Raw genomic sequence first — 18,883 nt, 5'->3', positions numbered from 1 at the left:
TCTGTAACTCTATGTGGTTACTTGTTTGATAACTAAATAAATTATTTAAGATTAATACTCATATTCGGACCAGATACAGCGCCATCTTCAAACCAGCGAGATGTTATGGTTTTAGTTTCAGTGTAAAAACGTACACCTTGTTTACCATAGGTATGTTGGTCACCATAGAAAGACCCTTTCCAACCTGTGAATGAGAAAAATGGCAATGGCACAGGGATCGGTACATTGATACCCACTTGACCAACTTCAATATGATGCTGGAACTTACGTGCTGCTGCACCACTTGATGTAAATAATGAGGTACCGTTACCATATGGGCTATTGTTGATCAGTTCGATCGCTTCTTCTAATGTATCTACAAACATACACGCGAGCACAGGACCAAATATTTCTTCTTTATATAAGTCCATCTCAGATGTTACATCAGTAAATAAAGTTGGGCCAACCCAGTTGCCATTCTCATAGCCTTCAACGGTAAAATCTGAACCGTCAAGTAAACACGTCGCACCTTGTTGTTTTGCCCCCTCAATGAGAGATAAAATACGTGCTTTTGCCGCGCCGGTTGTTTGTGGACCATATGCAGCTTCAGGATCATTCCACACACCCGGGCGTACTTTGGTAAACGCTTCTTTTAAATCAGCAACCCACTCTTTAGAATCACCCACAAAGACCGCTACTGAAATACCCATACAACGTTGCCCTGCAGCGCCAACAGACGAACCAACCAAATTATTGATCAGCTGCTCTTTTTTAGAGTCTGGCATGATCACCATATGGTTTTTAGCGCCTACACATGCTTGAACACGTTTTAAGTTTTGCGTGCCTTTTGAGTAAATATATTGACCTACACCACACGACCCAACAAATGAAATAGCGCGTACTTCTGGTGCTTCTAAAATTTGATCTACTTGCGCTTTGGTACCATGTACAACTTGAAGTACCCCTTTAGGTGCTCCCGCCTCTTCAAACAGTTCAACCAAACGCATCGGTGTGAGTGGATCTTGCTCTGATGGTTTTAAAATAAACGTGTTACCACACACGATTGCAAGCGGAAACATCCACAATGGGATCATTGCTGGGAAATTAAATGGGGTAATACCTGCACACACACCCAATGGTTGCATATAAGAGTAGGTATCAATATTACGTGCAACGTTACCAACCGTTTCACCCATCATCATAGAAGGTGCATTTGCAGCTTGTTCTACAACTTCAATACCACGCCATACGTCACCTTTGGCATCTTCAAAAGTTTTGCCTAACTCATGACAAATAATCGTCGCTATTTCATCATGATGCTCTTTAAGTAACGCAGCATAACGCATCATCACCCGCGCACGTTCCGAAATAGGCACTTCTTTCCACGTTTTAAAGGTTTCCTGTGCTGAGGTAATTGCAGCTTGAACTTCCGCCTCGGTAGCACACGGAACTTTTGCCAATACTTCTTGATTGGCAGGGTTAACTACGTCAATCCAAGTGTCAGATGATGATTGTGAAAATTCGCCGTTGATGTATAAAGGTACTTGGTGCATGACGCACTCCTCCCCAGAGTAAATGAGATAAGGCACCGCTGGTTAGTAATATTTTTTATACCAGTTATTCGATGCCCGAATTTTTTAAATTAATGTCAAGTAAGCGTTACACTTCGACTGCCAATGCAACCGCCTCACCGCCACCAATACACAAAGAAGCAATACCTTTTGATAAGCCTCTATTACGTAGTGCGTGAATAAGTGTCACTAAGATACGTGCACCACTTGCGCCAATTGGGTGACCCAGTGCACATGCACCGCCATTCACGTTTACTTTGTTGATGTCTAAGCCCATTTCGTTGATAGCAAGCATAGTAACCATCGCAAACGCTTCGTTAATTTCCCAAAGGTCGACGTCTGTTTTGCTCCAGCCGGTGCGTTCAAGTAACGTATTCATTGCACCAACGGGGGCTAATGTAAATTCTTCAGGTGCTTGTGAATGTGTTGCATGTGCCGAAATTTTACACAAAGGCGTTAAACCTTGACGTTGGGCTTCTGACTCACTCATTAAAATTAATGCCGCTGCACCATCCGAAATGGATGATGAATTCGCCGCGGTAATGGTGCCGTCTTTTTTAAATGCAGGGCGTAAGCTTGGGATCTTGTCAGGGCGTGCATTGCCTGGTTGCTCATCAATGCTAATTTCAACGTCGCCCTTGCGAGTGCTAATGATGTGCGCGGCAACTTCCGCGCTAAAGCTACCGTTTTCAATTGCTGCGTTGGCTTTGCTTAATGAACCCAATGCAAATTCATCCATATGCTCACGCGTAATACCATATTGGTCGGCGGTATCTTGCGCAAAACAGCCCATCGCTTTGTTATCGTAGGCATCTTCTAAGCCATCTGACATCATGTGATCTTTAATTTCACCATGTCCCATGCGCATGCCACCACGGGCCTTCGGGATAAAATACGGTGAATTTGTCATGCTCTCCATGCCACCGGCAATTGCAGAGGAAATGCTGCCAGCTTTAATTAAATCATGAGCTAGCATGGCTGCTTTTAAACCTGAGCCACACACTTTGTTGATTGTTGTTGCGCCTGTTGAACGCGCAAGTCCGCCGTGCAACATTGCTTGACGTGCTGGTGCTTGACCTAATCCTGCTGGCAGTACACATCCCATGATAACTTCATCAATAGATGCATCTGACAAACCCGTTTCAGACATCACACTTTTAATCGCAGTTGCGCCCAATTCGGTGGCACTTGCACCAGATAAAGCGCCCATAAAGCCACCCATAGGGGTGCGTTTTGCGGCTACGATGACAACAGCATCATTACTCATTTTTTGCTCCTATTCACAAGCGATTTAGCTTGAACAATAAATTTTATGTTTCGAGCATACATAATATTTACGTTTACGCCAACGTAAATCTAAAATCAAACAAACTTCATTGGCCTAATTTGTAAAGTTATGCTGCACACAATCCTTGCCAAACACGTAATTTCCTTATTGCAGCCTCGCTTTTCATATCTAGAATGGCTATTTACAACTGCTACCAAAGTATGATTTAAACGTTCAGCTTTACCTTTACGTAAACTTCACTTATATTGGTCTAATCAGTCACAGAAGTAAATGTGTAAACACCATGCAAGATAACAATAACGAACCTACTTTTTCTATTAGTGATTTAGCTAAGGAATTTGACATTACCACGCGAAGTATTCGCTTTTATGAAGATCAAGGATTACTTTCTCCTGAACGTCATGGACAGACTCGAATTTATTCCAAACGTGACAAAGTTCGTCTCAAGCTCATTCTGCGTGGCAAACGTTTAGGATTTACGCTAGCCGAAACAGGTCGTTTGTTTGAGCTATACGACGCAGATAAGTCTAGCGCAAAACAGTTAGTTACCATGTTGAATTTAATTGAAGAGAAAAAAGCCGATTTAAGTCAACAGATGGACGATATAAAAGTTGTATTGATGGAATTAGTGACCGCAGAACGTCGCTGCCGCGATACCTTAGGTAATTTAGAAGAATAACTCTCACAGGATTATTATTATGAGCACCGTATCTTTATACAAAGAAATGAATTTTGGATTAGGCGAAACTGCGGACATGATCCGCGATCATGTGAATGGCTTTGCTACCGCTGAAATTGCCCCCTTGGCTGAGAAAACAGACATAGACAACAGCTTCCCAAATCAGCTTTGGCCTCAGTTTGGCGAAATGGGACTGTTAGGTATCACCGTGCCAGAAGAATTCGGTGGTGCAGGTATGGGTTATCTTGAGCATGTTATTGCAATGGAAGAGATCAGCCGAGCGAGTGCATCAATTGGTCTTAGTTACGGCGCGCATTCGAATCTCTGTGTGAACCAAATTAATCGTAATGGTAATGATGCCCAAAAACGCAAATACCTACCTAAGCTAATCAGTGGTGAGCACATTGGCGCATTGGCGATGAGTGAACCTAACGCCGGTTCAGATGTTGTTTCAATGAAATTGAAAGCACAAAAGAAAGGCGATAAATATATCCTCAATGGCAATAAGATGTGGATCACCAATGGACCTGATGCAGATGTATTGGTGATATATGCAAAAACAGACTTAGATGCCGGCTCAAAAGGCATTACCGCATTCTTAGTAGAAAAAGATTTCCCTGGTTTCTCAACTGCGCAAAAGCTTGATAAATTGGGCATGCGTGGCTCAAACACCTGTGAGTTAGTTTTTGAAGATTGTGAAGTGCCTGAAGAAAATATTTTAGGTGGCTTAAACGAAGGCGTAAAGGTGCTTATGAGTGGCCTAGATTACGAACGCGTGGTATTAGCTGCCGGCCCATTAGGCATTATGCAAGCCTGTATGGATATCGTCACGCCTTACATTCACGAACGTAAGCAATTTAATAAATCAATTGGTGAGTTTCAGCTTATTCAAGGCAAGGTCGCTGATATGTATACACAAATGAATGCAGCGCGTTCATACGTATATACCGTTGCACGTTCATGTGATCGTGGCGAAACCACGCGTAAAGACGCTGCGGGTGCGATTTTATATGCCGCAGAGCTTGCGACAAAAATGGCACTTGATGCCATACAAATTCTCGGTGGAAATGGGTATATCAATGAATATGCAACAGGCCGGCTACTACGCGATGCTAAATTATACGAAATTGGGGCCGGGACATCTGAAATTCGCCGCATGCTAATTGGTCGCGAATTATTCACTGAAAGCCGTTAAGGATATAATTATGACTGTACTTAACTCCTCTGTTAATCCCCACGACAGTCAGTTTAAAGCGAACAGCGATGCGATGGCATCGCTGGTTAAAGATTTAAACGACAAAGTAGCAACACTTTCTCAAGGTGGTGGTGATGCCCTTATTGCACGCCACCAAGGTCGTGGTAAGTTATTTGTACGCGACCGAATTGATACACTTATTGATGAAGGTTCGCCATTTTTAGAGATTTCCCAATTCGCCGCCTTTGGCGTGTACGAGCAAGATATTCCATGTGCAGGCGTTGTGGCTGGTATCGGTCGAGTTAAAGGCGTCGAATGTATGATTGTTGCCAACGATGCCACGGTAAAAGGCGGAACCTATTTTCCAATAACGGTGAAAAAACATTTACGTGCACAAGAAATCGCCGAACGTTGTCACTTACCTTGTATTTATTTGGTTGACTCTGGTGGTGCAAATTTACCCGAACAAGATGAGGTATTCCCAGACAAGTTACATTTCGGCCGAATTTTCTATAATCAAGCACGTATGTCAGCAAAAGGGATCCCACAAATTGCAGTGGTTATGGGCCTATGTACAGCTGGTGGCGCATATGTACCAGCAATGGCTGATGAAAGTATTATCGTAAAAGAACAAGGGACCATCTTCTTAGCGGGCCCACCTTTAGTAAAAGCGGCCACCGGCGAAGAAGTCAGCGCGGAAGATTTAGGTGGCGCTGATGTGCACTGTAAAACTTCTGGTGTGGCAGATCATTATGCAGAAAATGATGAGCATGCACTTTCGATTGCACGTCAATGTATCCAACGTACTAACCACCAGCGACCAACAAAGCCCATTTTGAAAGATGTGAAACCACCTCGCTATGATATTCGCGAGGTATACGGCATAGTTGGTACTGACCTGAAAAAGCCATTTGATGTACGAGAAGTCATTGCACGCGTAGTTGATGATTCACAATTTGATGAATTTAAACGTTATTTTGGAGAAACCCTCGTCACTGGCTTCGCGCAAATATACGGGCACCCTGTTGGCATCGTCGCAAACAACGGCATTTTATTTTCGGAGTCAGCACAAAAAGGCGCCCACTTTATTCAGCTATGTGCACAACGCGATATCCCCCTGCTATTTTTGCAAAACATCACTGGGTTCATGGTAGGTCAAAAATATGAGGCTGAAGGTATCGCCAAACACGGTGCTAAAATGGTAACTGCGGTATCTTGTGCAGATGTGCCAAAATTCACGGTATTGATCGGGGGCTCGTATGGCGCAGGTAACTATGGTATGTGTGGCAGAGCTTACGAGCCAACGATGATGTGGATGTGGCCCAATGCCCGTATTTCAGTTATGGGTGGAGAGCAAGCGGCCGGCGTTTTGACTCAAGTTCGCCAAGATGGTTTAGCCCGTAAAGGTCAAAGCATGAACGAAGAAGAAGTTGCTGAGTTTAAAAAACCCATTGTCGAGCAGTATGAAAAACAAGGTCATCCGTATTACGCCAGTGCTCGCCTATGGGACGATGGCATTATAGACCCAGCAGATACACGCACCGTATTAGGCTTGGCTCTTGATGCTGCAGCTAACGCACCGAGCCAAGAATCTAAGTTCGGTATTTTCAGAATGTAACGGGAGCACACTATGTCTGTCACTTTAACCATAACAAAAACAAAAGTGGCGATTTTAGAATTAAGTCGCCCTGAAAAACATAATGCGTTCGATGATGCTGTGATAGCCGAGCTCATTAAGTGTATTGAGCATGCGAACTCGTTAGATATTCGTGCTTTAGTATTAAGAACCGATGGCAAACACTTTTCTGCTGGTGCTGACCTTGGTTGGATGAAATCAATGGCTGGCAATAACTTTGATGAAAACGTGGCGGATTCAAAGCAGCTTGCAAAACTTATGTCGGTATTGGCGAATTGCCCACACCCAACGCTTTGCCTTGTGCAAGGCGCAGCATTTGGTGGCGCACTTGGGTTAATTGCTTGCTGCGACATTGCGGTCGCTACTGAAAACGCGAAATTCTGTCTAAGCGAAGTAAAGCTTGGCTTGATCCCAGCTGTTATTAGCCCTTATGTGATCAAAGCAATTGGTGAGCGCCAAGCCAGACGTTACTTCCTCACTGCTGAAGTATTCACGGCAAATACTGCCCTTGATCTAGGACTTATACACGAAATTAGCGATGACTTAGTCCATAGCCAAGCTCAATTCATAGAGCTTCTGTTAAATAATGGCCCAAGTGCAGTTCGCTCTGCCAAGACACTTATCAATGAAGTGGCAGGTAATCCAATTGACGAGACGCTCATTCATCATACCGCTCAGCGTATCGCACAAATAAGAGTTAGCCCTGAAGGGCAAGAAGGCCTCAGCGCTTTTTTTGATAAGCGTGCGCCAAACTGGCAACACGCCGCTAAACAGTAAGGGATCACCATGCTTAAAAAAATCCTTATCGCCAACCGAGGCGAAATCGCATGTAGAATTATAAAAACAGCGAAACGTCTTGGTTTAAAAACCGTAGCGGTGTATTCCGATGCCGACAAAAATGCACTTCATGTACGCTCTGCCGATGAGGCATATCATATCGGCCCAGCTCCAAGTAAAAATTCTTATTTAGTGGCTGAAAAAATACTCGATGTTGCTAAACAAGCAAACGCAGACTGCATTCACCCAGGATATGGTTTCTTATCAGAGAATGATCAATTTGCGAATGCGTGCGAACAAGCTGACATTGTGTTTATTGGTCCATTAGCAAGCTCTATTGAAGCTATGGGTTCTAAAACCCGTGCCAAAGAGATTATGGCACAAGCCAATGTACCGTTAGTGCCCGGCTATTACGGCCAAAAACAAGCCACCGATTTTTTAGCCAGTGAAGCAAATAAAATTGGCTACCCTGTTTTAATTAAAGCCGCCTACGGTGGAGGTGGTAAGGGCATGCGCGTGGTTCGACAAGCCCAAGAATTTATTAGTGCATTAGAGGGAGCACAACGTGAGGCACTTGCTGGGTTTGGTAATGACTTGGTGTTACTTGAACGTTATGTAGACACCCCACGTCACGTTGAAGTACAAGTGTTTGCTGACAATCACGGTAACTGTGTATACCTTGGAGACAGAGATTGTTCTTTACAACGTCGTCACCAGAAAGTCATTGAAGAAGCGCCTGCGCCCGGTTTGAGTGATGAATTACGTCAAGCAATGGGAGAAGCCGCGGTACGATGTGCCCAAGCAATCAATTACCGAGGTGCTGGAACAGTCGAATTTCTGCTGTGTGGCGACGAATTCTTCTTCATGGAAATGAACACGCGTTTGCAAGTAGAACACCCAGTAACAGAAATGGTGACTGGCCTCGATTTAGTCGAATGGCAAATTCGCGTTGCCAACAATCAAGCATTACCACTACAACAAGAGCAAGTGACTTTAACTGGCCATAGTTTTGAAGCGCGTATTTACGCTGAAGATCCAACTGAAAACTTTATGCCCTACTCCGGCACCTTAACACATTTGACTTTTCCACAATTAAATGAGGGTCTGCGAGTTGATACAGGTGTCGTGGCTGGCAGTGAAATTAGTTCTTTCTATGATCCTATGATTGCCAAACTCATCGTTCATGCACCCGATCGCTCAATCGCATTACTTAAATTGCATCACGCTTTAGAAGAAGTTCATTTGGCTGGCGTGAAAAGTAACATTGCATTTTTACATCATTTATCGGGTCATCCAACATTTACAGCTGGCGCACCAGATACACACTTTATAGACAGTCAAACTGACACACTCACACAACAGGAATTGCCTGAAACTGAGTTACTTGCGCTAGCTGCCCTAGCCTACACAAAACATAAAAATGCAAGTAATGCAGCAACACCGTGGCAGTCAGAAACTGCATTTAGATTGAATCAACGTAATAGTATGAAGGTCCCCTTTACTGAGCATAATGTCTCCGTGACGCTTAACGACTCACATCATACATTGCATATCGATGATGACATATTAGCCGGCTCAGCAATTTTGCTAAACAATCAGCTAACTGCACAAATTAATGGTAAGCAATATACTGCCAGCGTATTAATTACCGAGGATGCAATTACGGTAATGTATGGTGCGATTGCACACCGATTTGAGCTCAAATCTAAGCATTTTATTAGTGAACACGAACATGAAGCAGCACCTTTAGCCGCACCACTTAATGGGACCGTTGTAAAACATTTACAAAAAGTGGGTAGCCAAGTTGAAAAAGGCGACCCTGTGGTTATCATCGAAGCCATGAAAATGGAATACACTCTGAACGCACCTTTTACAGGAACGTTGAGTAGTTATTGTTTTGATGAAGGCGAACTTGTCAGTCATGGTGCAATGCTTGCCATTGTTGACGCTGTGGAGGGTTAAGTGATGCCATATCCAGCACACGTAAAAATTGTAGAAGTAGGCGCACGAGACGGACTACAAAATGAATCAACTGTTTCAAGCGAAGATAAAATACAACTCATCAACGCATTGAGTGTCGCAGGGCTCAAACATATTGAAGCTGGTGCGTTTGTATCGCCAAAATGGGTACCTCAAATGGCTGACTCTCTGGATGTCATTAACGGCGTGTCTGTTGCTCCAGATGTCGTGCTAAGCGCATTAACACCGAATTTGCGAGGAGCACAAGCCGCACTCTCAGCCAATGTTAAAGAGTTTGCAATATTCACTGCAGCAAGCGAAACTTTCACACAAAAAAACATTAACTGCTCTATTGAGCAAAGCATTGAGCGCTTTAAAGATGTGGTCCAACTAGCACAACAACATGGGATCAAAGTGCGTGGCTATGTAAGTTGTGTGCTTGGATGCCCTTATGAAGGCGATATTGAGCCTGAAGCTGTTTTAAAGGTTTGTAAACAATTGTTGGCTCTTGGGTGCTATGAAATTAGCTTAGGTGATACTGTCGGCGTGGGTACCCCAAACAAGGTTAAATCAGTGATTTCTTTATTGCTGCAACATATCCCCATAGACAAGCTGGCCGTGCACTTTCACGATACTTATGGCCAAGCTTTAGCGAACATTCACAGTGCCCTTGAATTAGGTATTGCCACCATCGATAGTGCTGTTGCCGGTTTAGGTGGGTGTCCTTATGCACAAGGTGCGTCAGGAAATGTTGCCACAGAGGATGTAATTTACTTACTGCAAGGGCTTGGCATTGACCCCCAAATTGATTTAGAAAGGCTAGCAAAAGCTGGATGGGCAATTTGTGACGCACTCAATAAGTCACCTGTAAGTAAGGTTTCTTTAGCATTACAAGCAAAATGCGCATCGTAATAACAACCCAGTGTTGATACACACTAATGCTAATTTTAGTATGTGTGTCACACTGAAGATAAAACAACAATGAGGAGTGGGCTAATGGCCGGTTTCGATAAAGTAGTGACAAGCTACGCCGAAGCGATGGAAGGCATCAAAGATGGTGATACCATCATTGCAGGCGGTTTTGGACTGTGTGGGATCCCTGAAGGTTTAATTAATGAAATTAAACGCAAGCAAACCAAAGAACTTACTGTTGTGTCAAATAACTGCGGCGTTGATGATTTTGGTTTGGGTATTTTACTACACGATCGTCAAATTAAAAAAATTGTTGCATCATATGTTGGCGAGAATGCTTTGTTTGAACAACAATTGCTTGACGGCATTATTGACGTGGAACTTACTCCACAAGGAACCTTGGCCGAGAAGATGCGTGCAGGCGGAGCCGGTATTCCAGGTTTTTATACTGCTACTGGCTATGGCACACCGGTTGCTGAAGGTAAGGAAGTCAAAGAATTTAATGGTCGCCCATACATCCTTGAAGAATCAATAACCGGCGAGTTTGCGATTATCAAAGCTTGGAAAGCCGATCGTTATGGTAACTTGGTATTTCGCCATACAGCCATGAACTTCAATCCAATGGCCGCCACTGCAGGTAAAATGACCGTGGTTGAAGTTGAAGAAATTGTTGAACCCGGTGAATTACAACCAAGTGAAATTCATACCCCTGGTATCTATGTAAATCGCGTAATTAAAGGTAACTTTGAAAAACGCATTGAACGTGTCACGACGAGTAAGTAAGGAGAATTAAAATGGCTTTATCACGTGAACAAGTTGCAATGCGTGTTGCGCAAGAGTTGAAAGATGGCTACTACGTCAATCTAGGAATTGGGATTCCTACCCTAGTCGCTAATTTTGTGCCTGCCGGCATCGAAGTTATGTTGCAGTCAGAAAACGGGCTTTTAGGTATGGGTCCGTACCCAAATGAAGACCAAGTTGACGCAGATATGATCAATGCGGGTAAAGAAACCGTGACAGCTGCGACAGGTGCGGCTATTTTTAATAGTGCTGAAAGTTTTGCCATGATACGTGGTGGTCATGTAGACTTGACGGTTCTAGGTGCATTTGAAGTAGATCAACAAGGCAATATTGCGTCTTGGATGATCCCGAAAAAGTTAATCAAAGGCATGGGGGGTGCAATGGACCTTGTTGCAGGCGCACAAAATATTATTGTGACAATGACCCATGCCAGTAAGCACGGCGACTCTAAGTTACTAGAAGCATGTACACTTCCCCTAACTGGAGTGAATTGCGTTAAGAAAATAGTGACTGATTTAGCCGTACTTGAAGTGAAAGATGGCGCGTTTTATTTATTAGAACGTGCGCCAAATGTAAGTGTTGACGAAATCATTAGTAAAACAGCTGGTAAGCTCATCGTTGAAGGTGACATCCCAGAAATGCAGTTTACGGATTAATTGTCATATTACATAGTAGTTTAAAATGTACCGACCTCATTCCCAGTGCTTAGGCACTGAGTTACCCAAAACCCCTCGTTAGAGGGGTTTTTTTTATCTTTAGTATCGAGCCCTATCTGCTTTTAATTGGTAAAGAACCAACGTAAAAAAGTCATATAGCGAAGGGAGAAGCACCGCTAAAAACCACTCATTGGGCGGCAACAAAATCTAACACTGTTGCATTTATACAATAACGGTCTGTACCATTTGGCCCTTCATTTGCAAATACATGCCCCAAATGAATTCCGCTTGATTTCGAACGTATTTCCGTGCGCGTCATACCAAAACTTGTATCTTCATGATAAGTCACACTGCCCTTAACTGGATACTTAAACGATAGCCAACCAGTACCTGAATTAAAACGATCTTTGGTATCAAACAACGATGCACCACTTAACTTATCAATAAATACCCCTTCTGGGGTGTTTTTGAAAATATCGTATTCTTTGCAAAATGGACGTTGTGTTCCCTTTTGAAACGCGACTGAGTACGCTTCACTGTCCCCTAGTTTAAAAGCACCTAATGCTTTGTAAAAGTGAGTTTTATCCATAAACCCTTGATGACCAAATACTTCTTTACCATTCTCAAGAAACAAAATTGTTGGGGTCGCCCATGTTGCTGACTTTATTTCTAAGTTATGTAGTTCATCTGCATACCTAAAGTGTAAGCGGACATCGCCTTGATAATCATTGAGAACTATCTTTTTTAACTTTTCACAGTATGGGCAATAGTTTTTCGAATCGATAACAACAATGTGCTTACCAGATAATAAAACATCATTGTTTTTCTCTTGCGTATTTACTGGTTTGAAAACCACGCCTGTTGAATGATCAGGGCAATACCCATTAGGATTTTTAACAAGGTAATTCTGATGATACTCTTCAGCCGGATAAAACTTTTTTAGCGGCTTTATAATGGTTTTAATGTCGCCATAACCTTTCGCTGATAACAGTATTTGATACTGCGCTTTTAAATCAAAAGCAATATCCCGCTGGGTTTGTTCACTGAATAAAATAGTAGAACGATATTGCGTGCCAATATCATTGCCTTGGCGATTCTTTTGCGTTGGGTCATGACTTTCAAAATAGCGCTGTAATAAAGTATCGGTAGTCAAAATATTTGCGTTATATGTGACTTTCACTACTTCAGCAAAATTACGTTCATCAAAGCGCCGGCTGCGTTTAATGATCTCTTGATAGCTGGCTTTGAAACCCGTGCCATCTGCGTACCCTGACTCCGCGTCAATGACGCCGCGCATTGCTTCATACCGTTTCTCTGCCCCCCAAAAACAACCAGACCCTAAAACAAGTGTTTTAACATGCATACTGGCTTGCTCTGGCTTGGGCATCGGCATGTCAGTGGCATTCACGTTCAATGAACTGACCACAACCACAGCCGTCAAAAGCGTTCTTTTCAAACTATTCGACATGTAATATGTACCCTTATTTGTTTCGCGTTTGGCTACCCTCTCCAATACGCTTTATATTCTTACTATGCTTGAATAGACCTTCTGACGGCGTTTTTGATTTCAGTTAATGCAATAAATTTATACTACGAAGTAATAAAAACAAACCATACTAAACGCTCATACTGCTTAAAGGTTGGTGGTAATTTAACTGTAATAACTGGCGGTTCAACGACTATTAGTTACTACCTTTACTTTTTTCAGGTAAAAGCTATTTTGATTTTTTACTTAGGATTTATCATGAAACTATCTTTTTCTTTGAGTGCTCTATCATTCGCTGTATTAAGCTCAGCAAGTGCTTTTGCTGCTGACTTTAATTTTACATCTCATTTAGTTAAAGGTGATGCACTTGTCGTTTTTCAAAATTCAGATGGTAATGCCAATCTTAAGTTTTTAGATAGCAACACGCGAAAGCAATTAGAGCGTGCAACAAAAGCTGATGCATTTACAGGTGAGTATGGTAAAACCGTTGAAGTTATTGCGCCTATTGATAGTAAGTACAGTCGTATACTCATTGTTGGTCTTGGTAAGAAAGAGACATTAACCAACGCCAAAATGGCTAAGCTAGGTGGTAACATCCATGCGAAATTAGAGTCGAAAAAAGTAGTCTCTGCTTCACTCGCACTCGCATCTATCGGCAACGGTAAAGACAATAGCGAATTGGCTGCACAATTCGCCCACGGCGCAAACTTGCGTGACTATACGTTCGAAGTTTATAAAAAAGAGCCACAAACATTTAATGTTAGCTATAACATTCATGTCGCTAACGATACACGTACTCGTGAACAATATCAGCAACTTGCGCACGTTGAGCAAGGTGTTTTTTTAGCCCGAGATTTAACTTCTGAAGTGGCAACAGAAATGACTCCAGTTGATTTTGCTAAAGCGGCAAAAGATCTAGAGCAATATGGTGTTAAAGTAACTATTTTAAAACCTGCGCAATTGAAAGAGCTTGGAATGGGTGCCCTCGAAGGGGTTGGTCGAGGTAGTAAGGAAGGTGCGCGCCTAGTCGTTGCACATTATGAGGGCAACTCAGACACACCAATTGCACTTATCGGCAAAGGAATAACGTTCGACTCTGGTGGTTACAGCATAAAAAAAGGTGCCTCAATAGCTCGAATGAAATCCGATATGGCAGGTGCAGCAGCTGTACTGGGTACCATTAAAGCAATGGCACTAAATAAAGCGGACATGAACGTTGTCGCTGTTATGGGCATGGCAGCAAACATGGTATCACAATATGCCATCGCGCCTGGGGATGTATTACGTACAGCTGAAGGGTTAAGTGTTGAAGTGGTCAATACAGACGCAGAAGGGCGCCTCGTATTAAGCGATGCCATGTGGTATGCCCGTAAGCACTTCAAGCCAGAGATAATGGTTGATGTTGCCACCTTAACTGGGTCAAAGATTCGTGCTGTCGGGAATCGATATTCAGCAATTTTCTCAGATGATGATCAGCTGATAAATGAATTTACACTCGCTGGCAAGCAGGTTAACGAACAAGTTTGGCGCTTACCCCTAGGTTACAAAGATACCCTGTCTTCTGATATTGCCGACTTTAAAAATATTGGTTCTAGTGGCCCTGGAGCAACAACCGCAGCGACTTTCTTGCAACAGTTTGCAGGTGAAACTCGCTGGGTTCATATAGACATCGCCGGTAATGCGTTATCGAGTTCCGCGAAGGGAGAAGTGCCTTTAGGTGGAACTGGGTATGGCGTTCGCTTATTAAGCGAGTGGCTACTAAAAAACCAATAACCAATATCACAAAGTGATTAACGAACATCGTTAGGTAAAAAAGCCATGCATTGCATGGCTTTTTTGTATCTGTCAGTAACAAATTCGATATACTGTCCACAATAATAACAATGATATGGAAACTCAATGACCGAGCAACATTGTTACCTGCTTGGGGAGCATACGATTGTATTTACACTCACTACACCGAGTCCATCCTATGAGGAGCAGCGCCGTTTATTTGCGCTCACAGCTAGACTACTGCAAAGCGATGCGTTCTTTGACGTAGTTCCTGCAAAATCGTCAGTCACGGTCTATCTAAAATCACCCAAAGATCACCCTCTTTGGATAGCAAAGATCAATGCCCTATGGGACGAGTGTGAAGTGACCAGCTATACACCGACCACTCACACGTTAACTGTAAAGTATGGCCGCAATTTTGGCCCTGATCTGACCGCATTGGCAAATACGTTACAAATAACTGAAAAACAAATTATCGAACTTCATTCATCCATACTGTACCAAGTTGAGTTTATAGGGTTTTTACCTGGTTTTGCGTACTTGGGGACACTCCCGAAAGCGCTACAATTACCGCGGAAAGAAACCCCTAGAACTCATGTACCTAAAGGTTCTGTGGCTATAGCACAAGAACTCACCGCCGTTTATCCCAGTGCTTCTCCTGGTGGATGGCACTTAGTGGGGCAATGCGATACTCCCTTGTTTGACCCTCTGCGCGCACAACCTAGTGTGCTCATGCCTGGAGACCAAGTTAAGTTCATGCCGTCAAAGGAAGGATTATGTTAAACATCATTAAGTCTGGCGTGTTGTCCTCAATTCAAGACTTAGGCCGTGTAGGTTATAGGCATCTAGGTGTGAGTCAATGCGGTGCACTCGACCCAATTGCATTCCAGCTGGCAAATTTACTTGTCAACAATGCACAAAATACCCCCGTGATTGAAATAACCATTGGCCTCGCTCAATTTCAATTCACCGCACCTGTTAATTTCGCCATAACTGGGGGTGACTTGTCAGCCAAATTGAATGGCCAGCCTTTATATTCAGGGTGGCGTTATTTCGCCAACGCTGACGACACTCTCACTTTTTCAACCAGTAAAAGTGCTCAAAGAGCTTATTTAGCGATTCAAGGCGGTATCGAAATTTCCGAAGTACTCGGTGCCAAATCTACCGATATACAAGCAAATTTTGGCGGATTTAATGGTAGAGCTTTAAATGCCAATGACCAACTTACTTTTACGCCTTGCCCTACGGCGCTTTCTCGCATAGGCGCACAACAGCCTGCATACACCAATGAGGTAAGAGTACTTAAAGGGCCACACTGTGATAAACTGCCAGACGGCGCTTTTGAGCATTTATTGACAACCACTTGGCATGTCAGTGAGCTAAATAACCGTATGGGATCCCGGCTTACGGCAGAAAATACAGTACAGCACAATACGACGATTGCAAGCCAAGCGGTACACCCAGGCGTGGTACAGTTGCCACCAAATGGAGAACCCATTGTGCTATTGAATGACTGTCAAACAACCGGTGGTTATCCAATTATTGCCATTGTTATAAATGCTGACCTTCGTTTATTTAGTCAATTAGGCACTCAACAGACAGTCCAATTTATACAATCGAATGTTTCACACGCATATAAGGCAAGTGAAAAGCAAACCGCTCACCTAGCGCAGTTTACGCTAGCGAAAAATAATAAAATAGAGTAACAATTATGACAGATTTAAATCTATTACCACTTAGTGGCATAGCGATCGTGGTACTTGGCTTTGCACTGCGATTTAATCCTCTACTGGTGGTAACTGCTGCTGGTATCGTCACTGGCTGGGCAGTCGATATGGACTTCTTAGCACTGATTGAAACCTTTGGTGAGAAATTCATGAACTCTCGTCAACTCGCGAGTTTTCTTCTGATTTTACCTGTTATTGCGTTGCTTGAGCGATATGGCTTGCAGCAACGTGCCCAAAGCTGGATTGCGAGTATAAAAAGTGCAACGACTGCACGCATTTTATCCGTCTATTTCGTAGTACGAGAATGCTCTTCTGCGCTAGGCTTACTGAGTCTAGCGGGACAACCTCAAACGGTTAGACCTTTACTCGCCCCGATGGCATTAGGCGCTGCGACAAACCTACATGGCGAATTACCTAAAGAAGTCAAAGATATGATCAGTGCACATGCGGCCGCATGTGATAATATTGCTATGTTTTTTGGAGAAGATATCTTCATCGCTTTTGGCGCGGTGTTACTCATGGATGCTTTCCTAAAAGAAAATGGTATTACTGGTATTGAACCGCTCCATATTGGCTTATGGGCCATCCCGACAGCAATCGCCGCTTTACTCGTTCACTTATTTAGATTAGCTAGGCTCGAAGCAAAAATTAGTCGTGAGATTGCTTTTTATAAGAATCAACCTCAGACTAGGTTAACGGAGGAGCTATCATGAGTGCTCCGTCAAATGTTGTAAATACACCCCCCGCTATCATATCAATCGAAAACATATATTTACTTATTGGCTTTGTTGTTATGTTTTTAGTAATGAGAACGTTACAAGATAAAGGCCATCCGAAAAAATACAGTACCGCACTCTTTTGGCTATTATTTGGCAATGTGTTTTTATTTGGTGATCTTTCAATTTCACTGCTTGGTAAAGCCATTACTTATCAGTGGGTTGGTGTGAGTGTTATGGTCATTGCACTGCTCGCTGGGTTTGGGCGTGTATCGATGGGCACTTATGACACACCATCAGATGAGGCTAAATCACATAGTGCAGAAACAATTGGCAATAAACTATTTATGCCAGCAGTTATGATCCCTATCGTCACCGTCATTTGTACCTTACTTCTCGGAGACTTAAATATCGATGGCTGGTACATATTCGACCAGCGTCATCTTACATTAGCTTCTTTAACCCTAGCGTGTGGTGTTGCCTTGTTAATTGGCTGGAAATTTACTTCTGGCAGCCCAATACGCGCACTCACTGAATCTCGTCGATTAGTAGATTCTATCGGGTGGGCTGCTATCTTACCGCAAATGTTAGCGATGCTCGGTGGTGTATTCATAGTGGCTCAAACTGGCACCGCCATCCAAGATCTCGTCACGTTATTTATTTCACCCGATAACCGCTTCATGTTAGTTGTTTTGTATTGTGTTGGTATGGCGTTATTTACCATGATCATGGGTAATGCTTTTGCTGCATTTCCGGTCATGACAGCAGGCATTGCCGTGCCTTTCTTAATTCAAGGGCATGGTGCCTCTGCCGCACCACTCGTTGCAATTGGTATGTATTCAGGTTATTGCGGCACACTAATGACACCAATGGCTGCAAATTTCAATATTGTCCCTGCCGCATTGTTAGATTTAAAAGATAAATATCAAGTTATCAAGGTGCAAATCCCAACCGCATTAACTTTGCTCGCAATTAATATTTTACTAATGTATGGAGTAATATTTAATGACTAACTCACACAAACCTTGTGTTCTTATCACTGGCTTCGCTCCTTTTGGCGGTGAGTTAATTAATCCTTCATGGCTAGCGGTACAAGCGTTAGAAGGAATCGCTATTGACGGGTTAACTATCCGCACCAAAGAGCTCCCATGTGAATTCGATACATCTTTAGATGTATTACGTGGTGCAATTAATAAATATTCTCCACAGTTAGTATTATGTGTCGGTCAGGCCGGGGGGCGAGCCGACATATCACTAGAACGAATTGCAATTAATGTGAACGATGCCCGTATTGCAGATAACGCGGGTAATCAGCCAATTGATACACCTGTCATTCCACTGGGGCCCGCTGCCTATTTCACCAACTTACCAATTAAGCGTATTTTACTTGCCCTGCACAAATCGGATATTCCCGCTGCCGTTTCAAATACTGCTGGGACATATGTATGTAATCATGTGATGTATGGATTAATGCATGAAATTACGCTGCACCACTACAATATAAAAGGTGGCTTTATACATATCCCCTATTTACCATCCCAAGCTGTGCATCACAATGGTGCATCAAGCATGGCTCAAGAAACGGTCATGTCAGCAATTAAAGTCATTATTGCGGCCGCGATCAGCAATGAGTCTGATTTAAAAGTTGCAGCTGGCACAACGCACTAAACCACCTTCCATATTGGTGCAATATCCTCATTTATTGCACCAATATAGTCATTAAACTCC

The 18,883-nt window shown here is 43.1% G+C and carries 17 protein-coding genes; 14 read left to right on the top strand and 3 right to left on the bottom strand.

Translation table 11 applies throughout. From position 1 onward, the window contains the following. Positions 1-41 precede the first annotated feature (41 nt). Positions 42-1,532 carry a CoA-acylating methylmalonate-semialdehyde dehydrogenase gene (locus J8L98_RS15600; RefSeq protein ID WP_210997191.1) on the bottom strand — a complete coding sequence of 497 codons (1,491 nt, stop codon included), beginning with the start codon at positions 1,530-1,532 and terminating at the stop codon, positions 42-44. 106 nt (positions 1,533-1,638) lie between these two features. Beyond that, positions 1,639-2,817 carry an acetyl-CoA C-acyltransferase gene (locus J8L98_RS15595; RefSeq protein ID WP_210997190.1) on the bottom strand — a complete coding sequence of 393 codons (1,179 nt, stop codon included), beginning with the start codon at positions 2,815-2,817 and terminating at the stop codon, positions 1,639-1,641. A 304-nt stretch (positions 2,818-3,121) separates the two neighbouring features. Between J8L98_RS15595 and J8L98_RS15590 the strand changes: the two genes are divergently transcribed. The 8 genes from J8L98_RS15590 (at position 3,122) to J8L98_RS15555 (ending at position 11,453) form a co-directional block, all read left to right on the top strand. Further along, positions 3,122-3,517 carry a MerR family DNA-binding transcriptional regulator gene (locus J8L98_RS15590; RefSeq protein WP_010363179.1) on the top strand — a complete coding sequence of 132 codons (396 nt, stop codon included), beginning with the start codon at positions 3,122-3,124 and terminating at the stop codon, positions 3,515-3,517. Between the two features lie 19 nt (positions 3,518-3,536). Further along, the gene (locus tag J8L98_RS15585; RefSeq protein WP_210997189.1) at positions 3,537-4,712 is read left to right on the top strand and encodes an isovaleryl-CoA dehydrogenase; all 1,176 of its coding nucleotides are present in this window, start codon (positions 3,537-3,539) and stop codon (positions 4,710-4,712) included. Between the two features lie 10 nt (positions 4,713-4,722). After that, complete coding sequence (locus J8L98_RS15580; protein ID WP_210997188.1) at positions 4,723-6,330, top strand: carboxyl transferase domain-containing protein; 1,608 nt, start codon at positions 4,723-4,725, stop codon at positions 6,328-6,330. Between the two features lie 12 nt (positions 6,331-6,342). Next, positions 6,343-7,125 carry an enoyl-CoA hydratase/isomerase family protein gene (locus J8L98_RS15575; protein ID WP_210997187.1) on the top strand — a complete coding sequence of 261 codons (783 nt, stop codon included), beginning with the start codon at positions 6,343-6,345 and terminating at the stop codon, positions 7,123-7,125. Positions 7,126-7,134: 9 nt separating this feature from the next. Further along, positions 7,135-9,087: an acetyl/propionyl/methylcrotonyl-CoA carboxylase subunit alpha gene (locus J8L98_RS15570; protein WP_210997186.1), complete on the top strand. Its 1,953-nt coding sequence runs from the start codon at positions 7,135-7,137 to the stop codon at positions 9,085-9,087. Next, positions 9,088-9,996, top strand: coding sequence for a hydroxymethylglutaryl-CoA lyase (locus J8L98_RS15565; protein WP_192507719.1), 909 nt, complete (start codon positions 9,088-9,090; stop codon positions 9,994-9,996). It begins immediately after the preceding gene. 84 nt (positions 9,997-10,080) lie between these two features. Further along, complete coding sequence (locus J8L98_RS15560) at positions 10,081-10,779, top strand: CoA transferase subunit A (protein ID WP_192507720.1); 699 nt, start codon at positions 10,081-10,083, stop codon at positions 10,777-10,779. Between the two features lie 11 nt (positions 10,780-10,790). Continuing rightward, complete coding sequence (locus J8L98_RS15555) at positions 10,791-11,453, top strand: 3-oxoacid CoA-transferase subunit B (RefSeq protein WP_192507721.1); 663 nt, start codon at positions 10,791-10,793, stop codon at positions 11,451-11,453. Between the two features lie 187 nt (positions 11,454-11,640). Here the strand turns inward: J8L98_RS15555 and msrA are convergent, their stop codons facing one another. After that, on the bottom strand, positions 11,641-12,846 hold the full coding sequence (gene msrA / locus J8L98_RS15550; protein ID WP_247682580.1) for a peptide-methionine (S)-S-oxide reductase MsrA: 1,206 nt from the start codon (positions 12,844-12,846) through the stop codon (positions 11,641-11,643). 351 nt (positions 12,847-13,197) lie between these two features. Here msrA and J8L98_RS15545 point away from each other — a divergent pair, with 351 nt between their 5' ends. From J8L98_RS15545 to pcp, 6 genes are all read left to right on the top strand, one after another. Beyond that, complete coding sequence (locus J8L98_RS15545; protein ID WP_210997184.1) at positions 13,198-14,712, top strand: leucyl aminopeptidase; 1,515 nt, start codon at positions 13,198-13,200, stop codon at positions 14,710-14,712. A 126-nt stretch (positions 14,713-14,838) separates the two neighbouring features. After that, positions 14,839-15,495: a 5-oxoprolinase subunit PxpB gene (gene pxpB, locus J8L98_RS15540; RefSeq protein WP_210997183.1), complete on the top strand. Its 657-nt coding sequence runs from the start codon at positions 14,839-14,841 to the stop codon at positions 15,493-15,495. Continuing rightward, positions 15,489-16,418, top strand: coding sequence for a biotin-dependent carboxyltransferase family protein (locus J8L98_RS15535; RefSeq protein ID WP_210997182.1), 930 nt, complete (start codon positions 15,489-15,491; stop codon positions 16,416-16,418). The genes pxpB and J8L98_RS15535 overlap by 7 nt, the downstream gene beginning before the upstream one ends. A 5-nt stretch (positions 16,419-16,423) precedes the next feature. Beyond that, the gene (locus J8L98_RS15530; RefSeq protein WP_210997181.1) at positions 16,424-17,152 is read left to right on the top strand and encodes a DUF969 domain-containing protein; all 729 of its coding nucleotides are present in this window, start codon (positions 16,424-16,426) and stop codon (positions 17,150-17,152) included. After that, the gene (locus J8L98_RS15525; RefSeq protein ID WP_210997180.1) at positions 17,149-18,168 is read left to right on the top strand and encodes a DUF979 domain-containing protein; all 1,020 of its coding nucleotides are present in this window, start codon (positions 17,149-17,151) and stop codon (positions 18,166-18,168) included. Before J8L98_RS15530 ends, J8L98_RS15525 begins: the two co-directional genes overlap by 4 nt. Next, the gene (gene pcp / locus J8L98_RS15520; RefSeq protein ID WP_210997179.1) at positions 18,161-18,823 is read left to right on the top strand and encodes a pyroglutamyl-peptidase I; all 663 of its coding nucleotides are present in this window, start codon (positions 18,161-18,163) and stop codon (positions 18,821-18,823) included. The genes J8L98_RS15525 and pcp overlap by 8 nt, the downstream gene beginning before the upstream one ends. Positions 18,824-18,883: the final 60 nt, after the last annotated feature.

Source organism: Pseudoalteromonas sp. MMG013, assembly GCF_018100885.1.
GTDB lineage: Bacteria > Pseudomonadota > Gammaproteobacteria > Enterobacterales > Alteromonadaceae > Pseudoalteromonas > Pseudoalteromonas aurantia.
The sequence above is the reverse complement of the archived record's forward strand: the minus strand, read 5'-3'. Positions and strand labels throughout refer to the sequence as shown.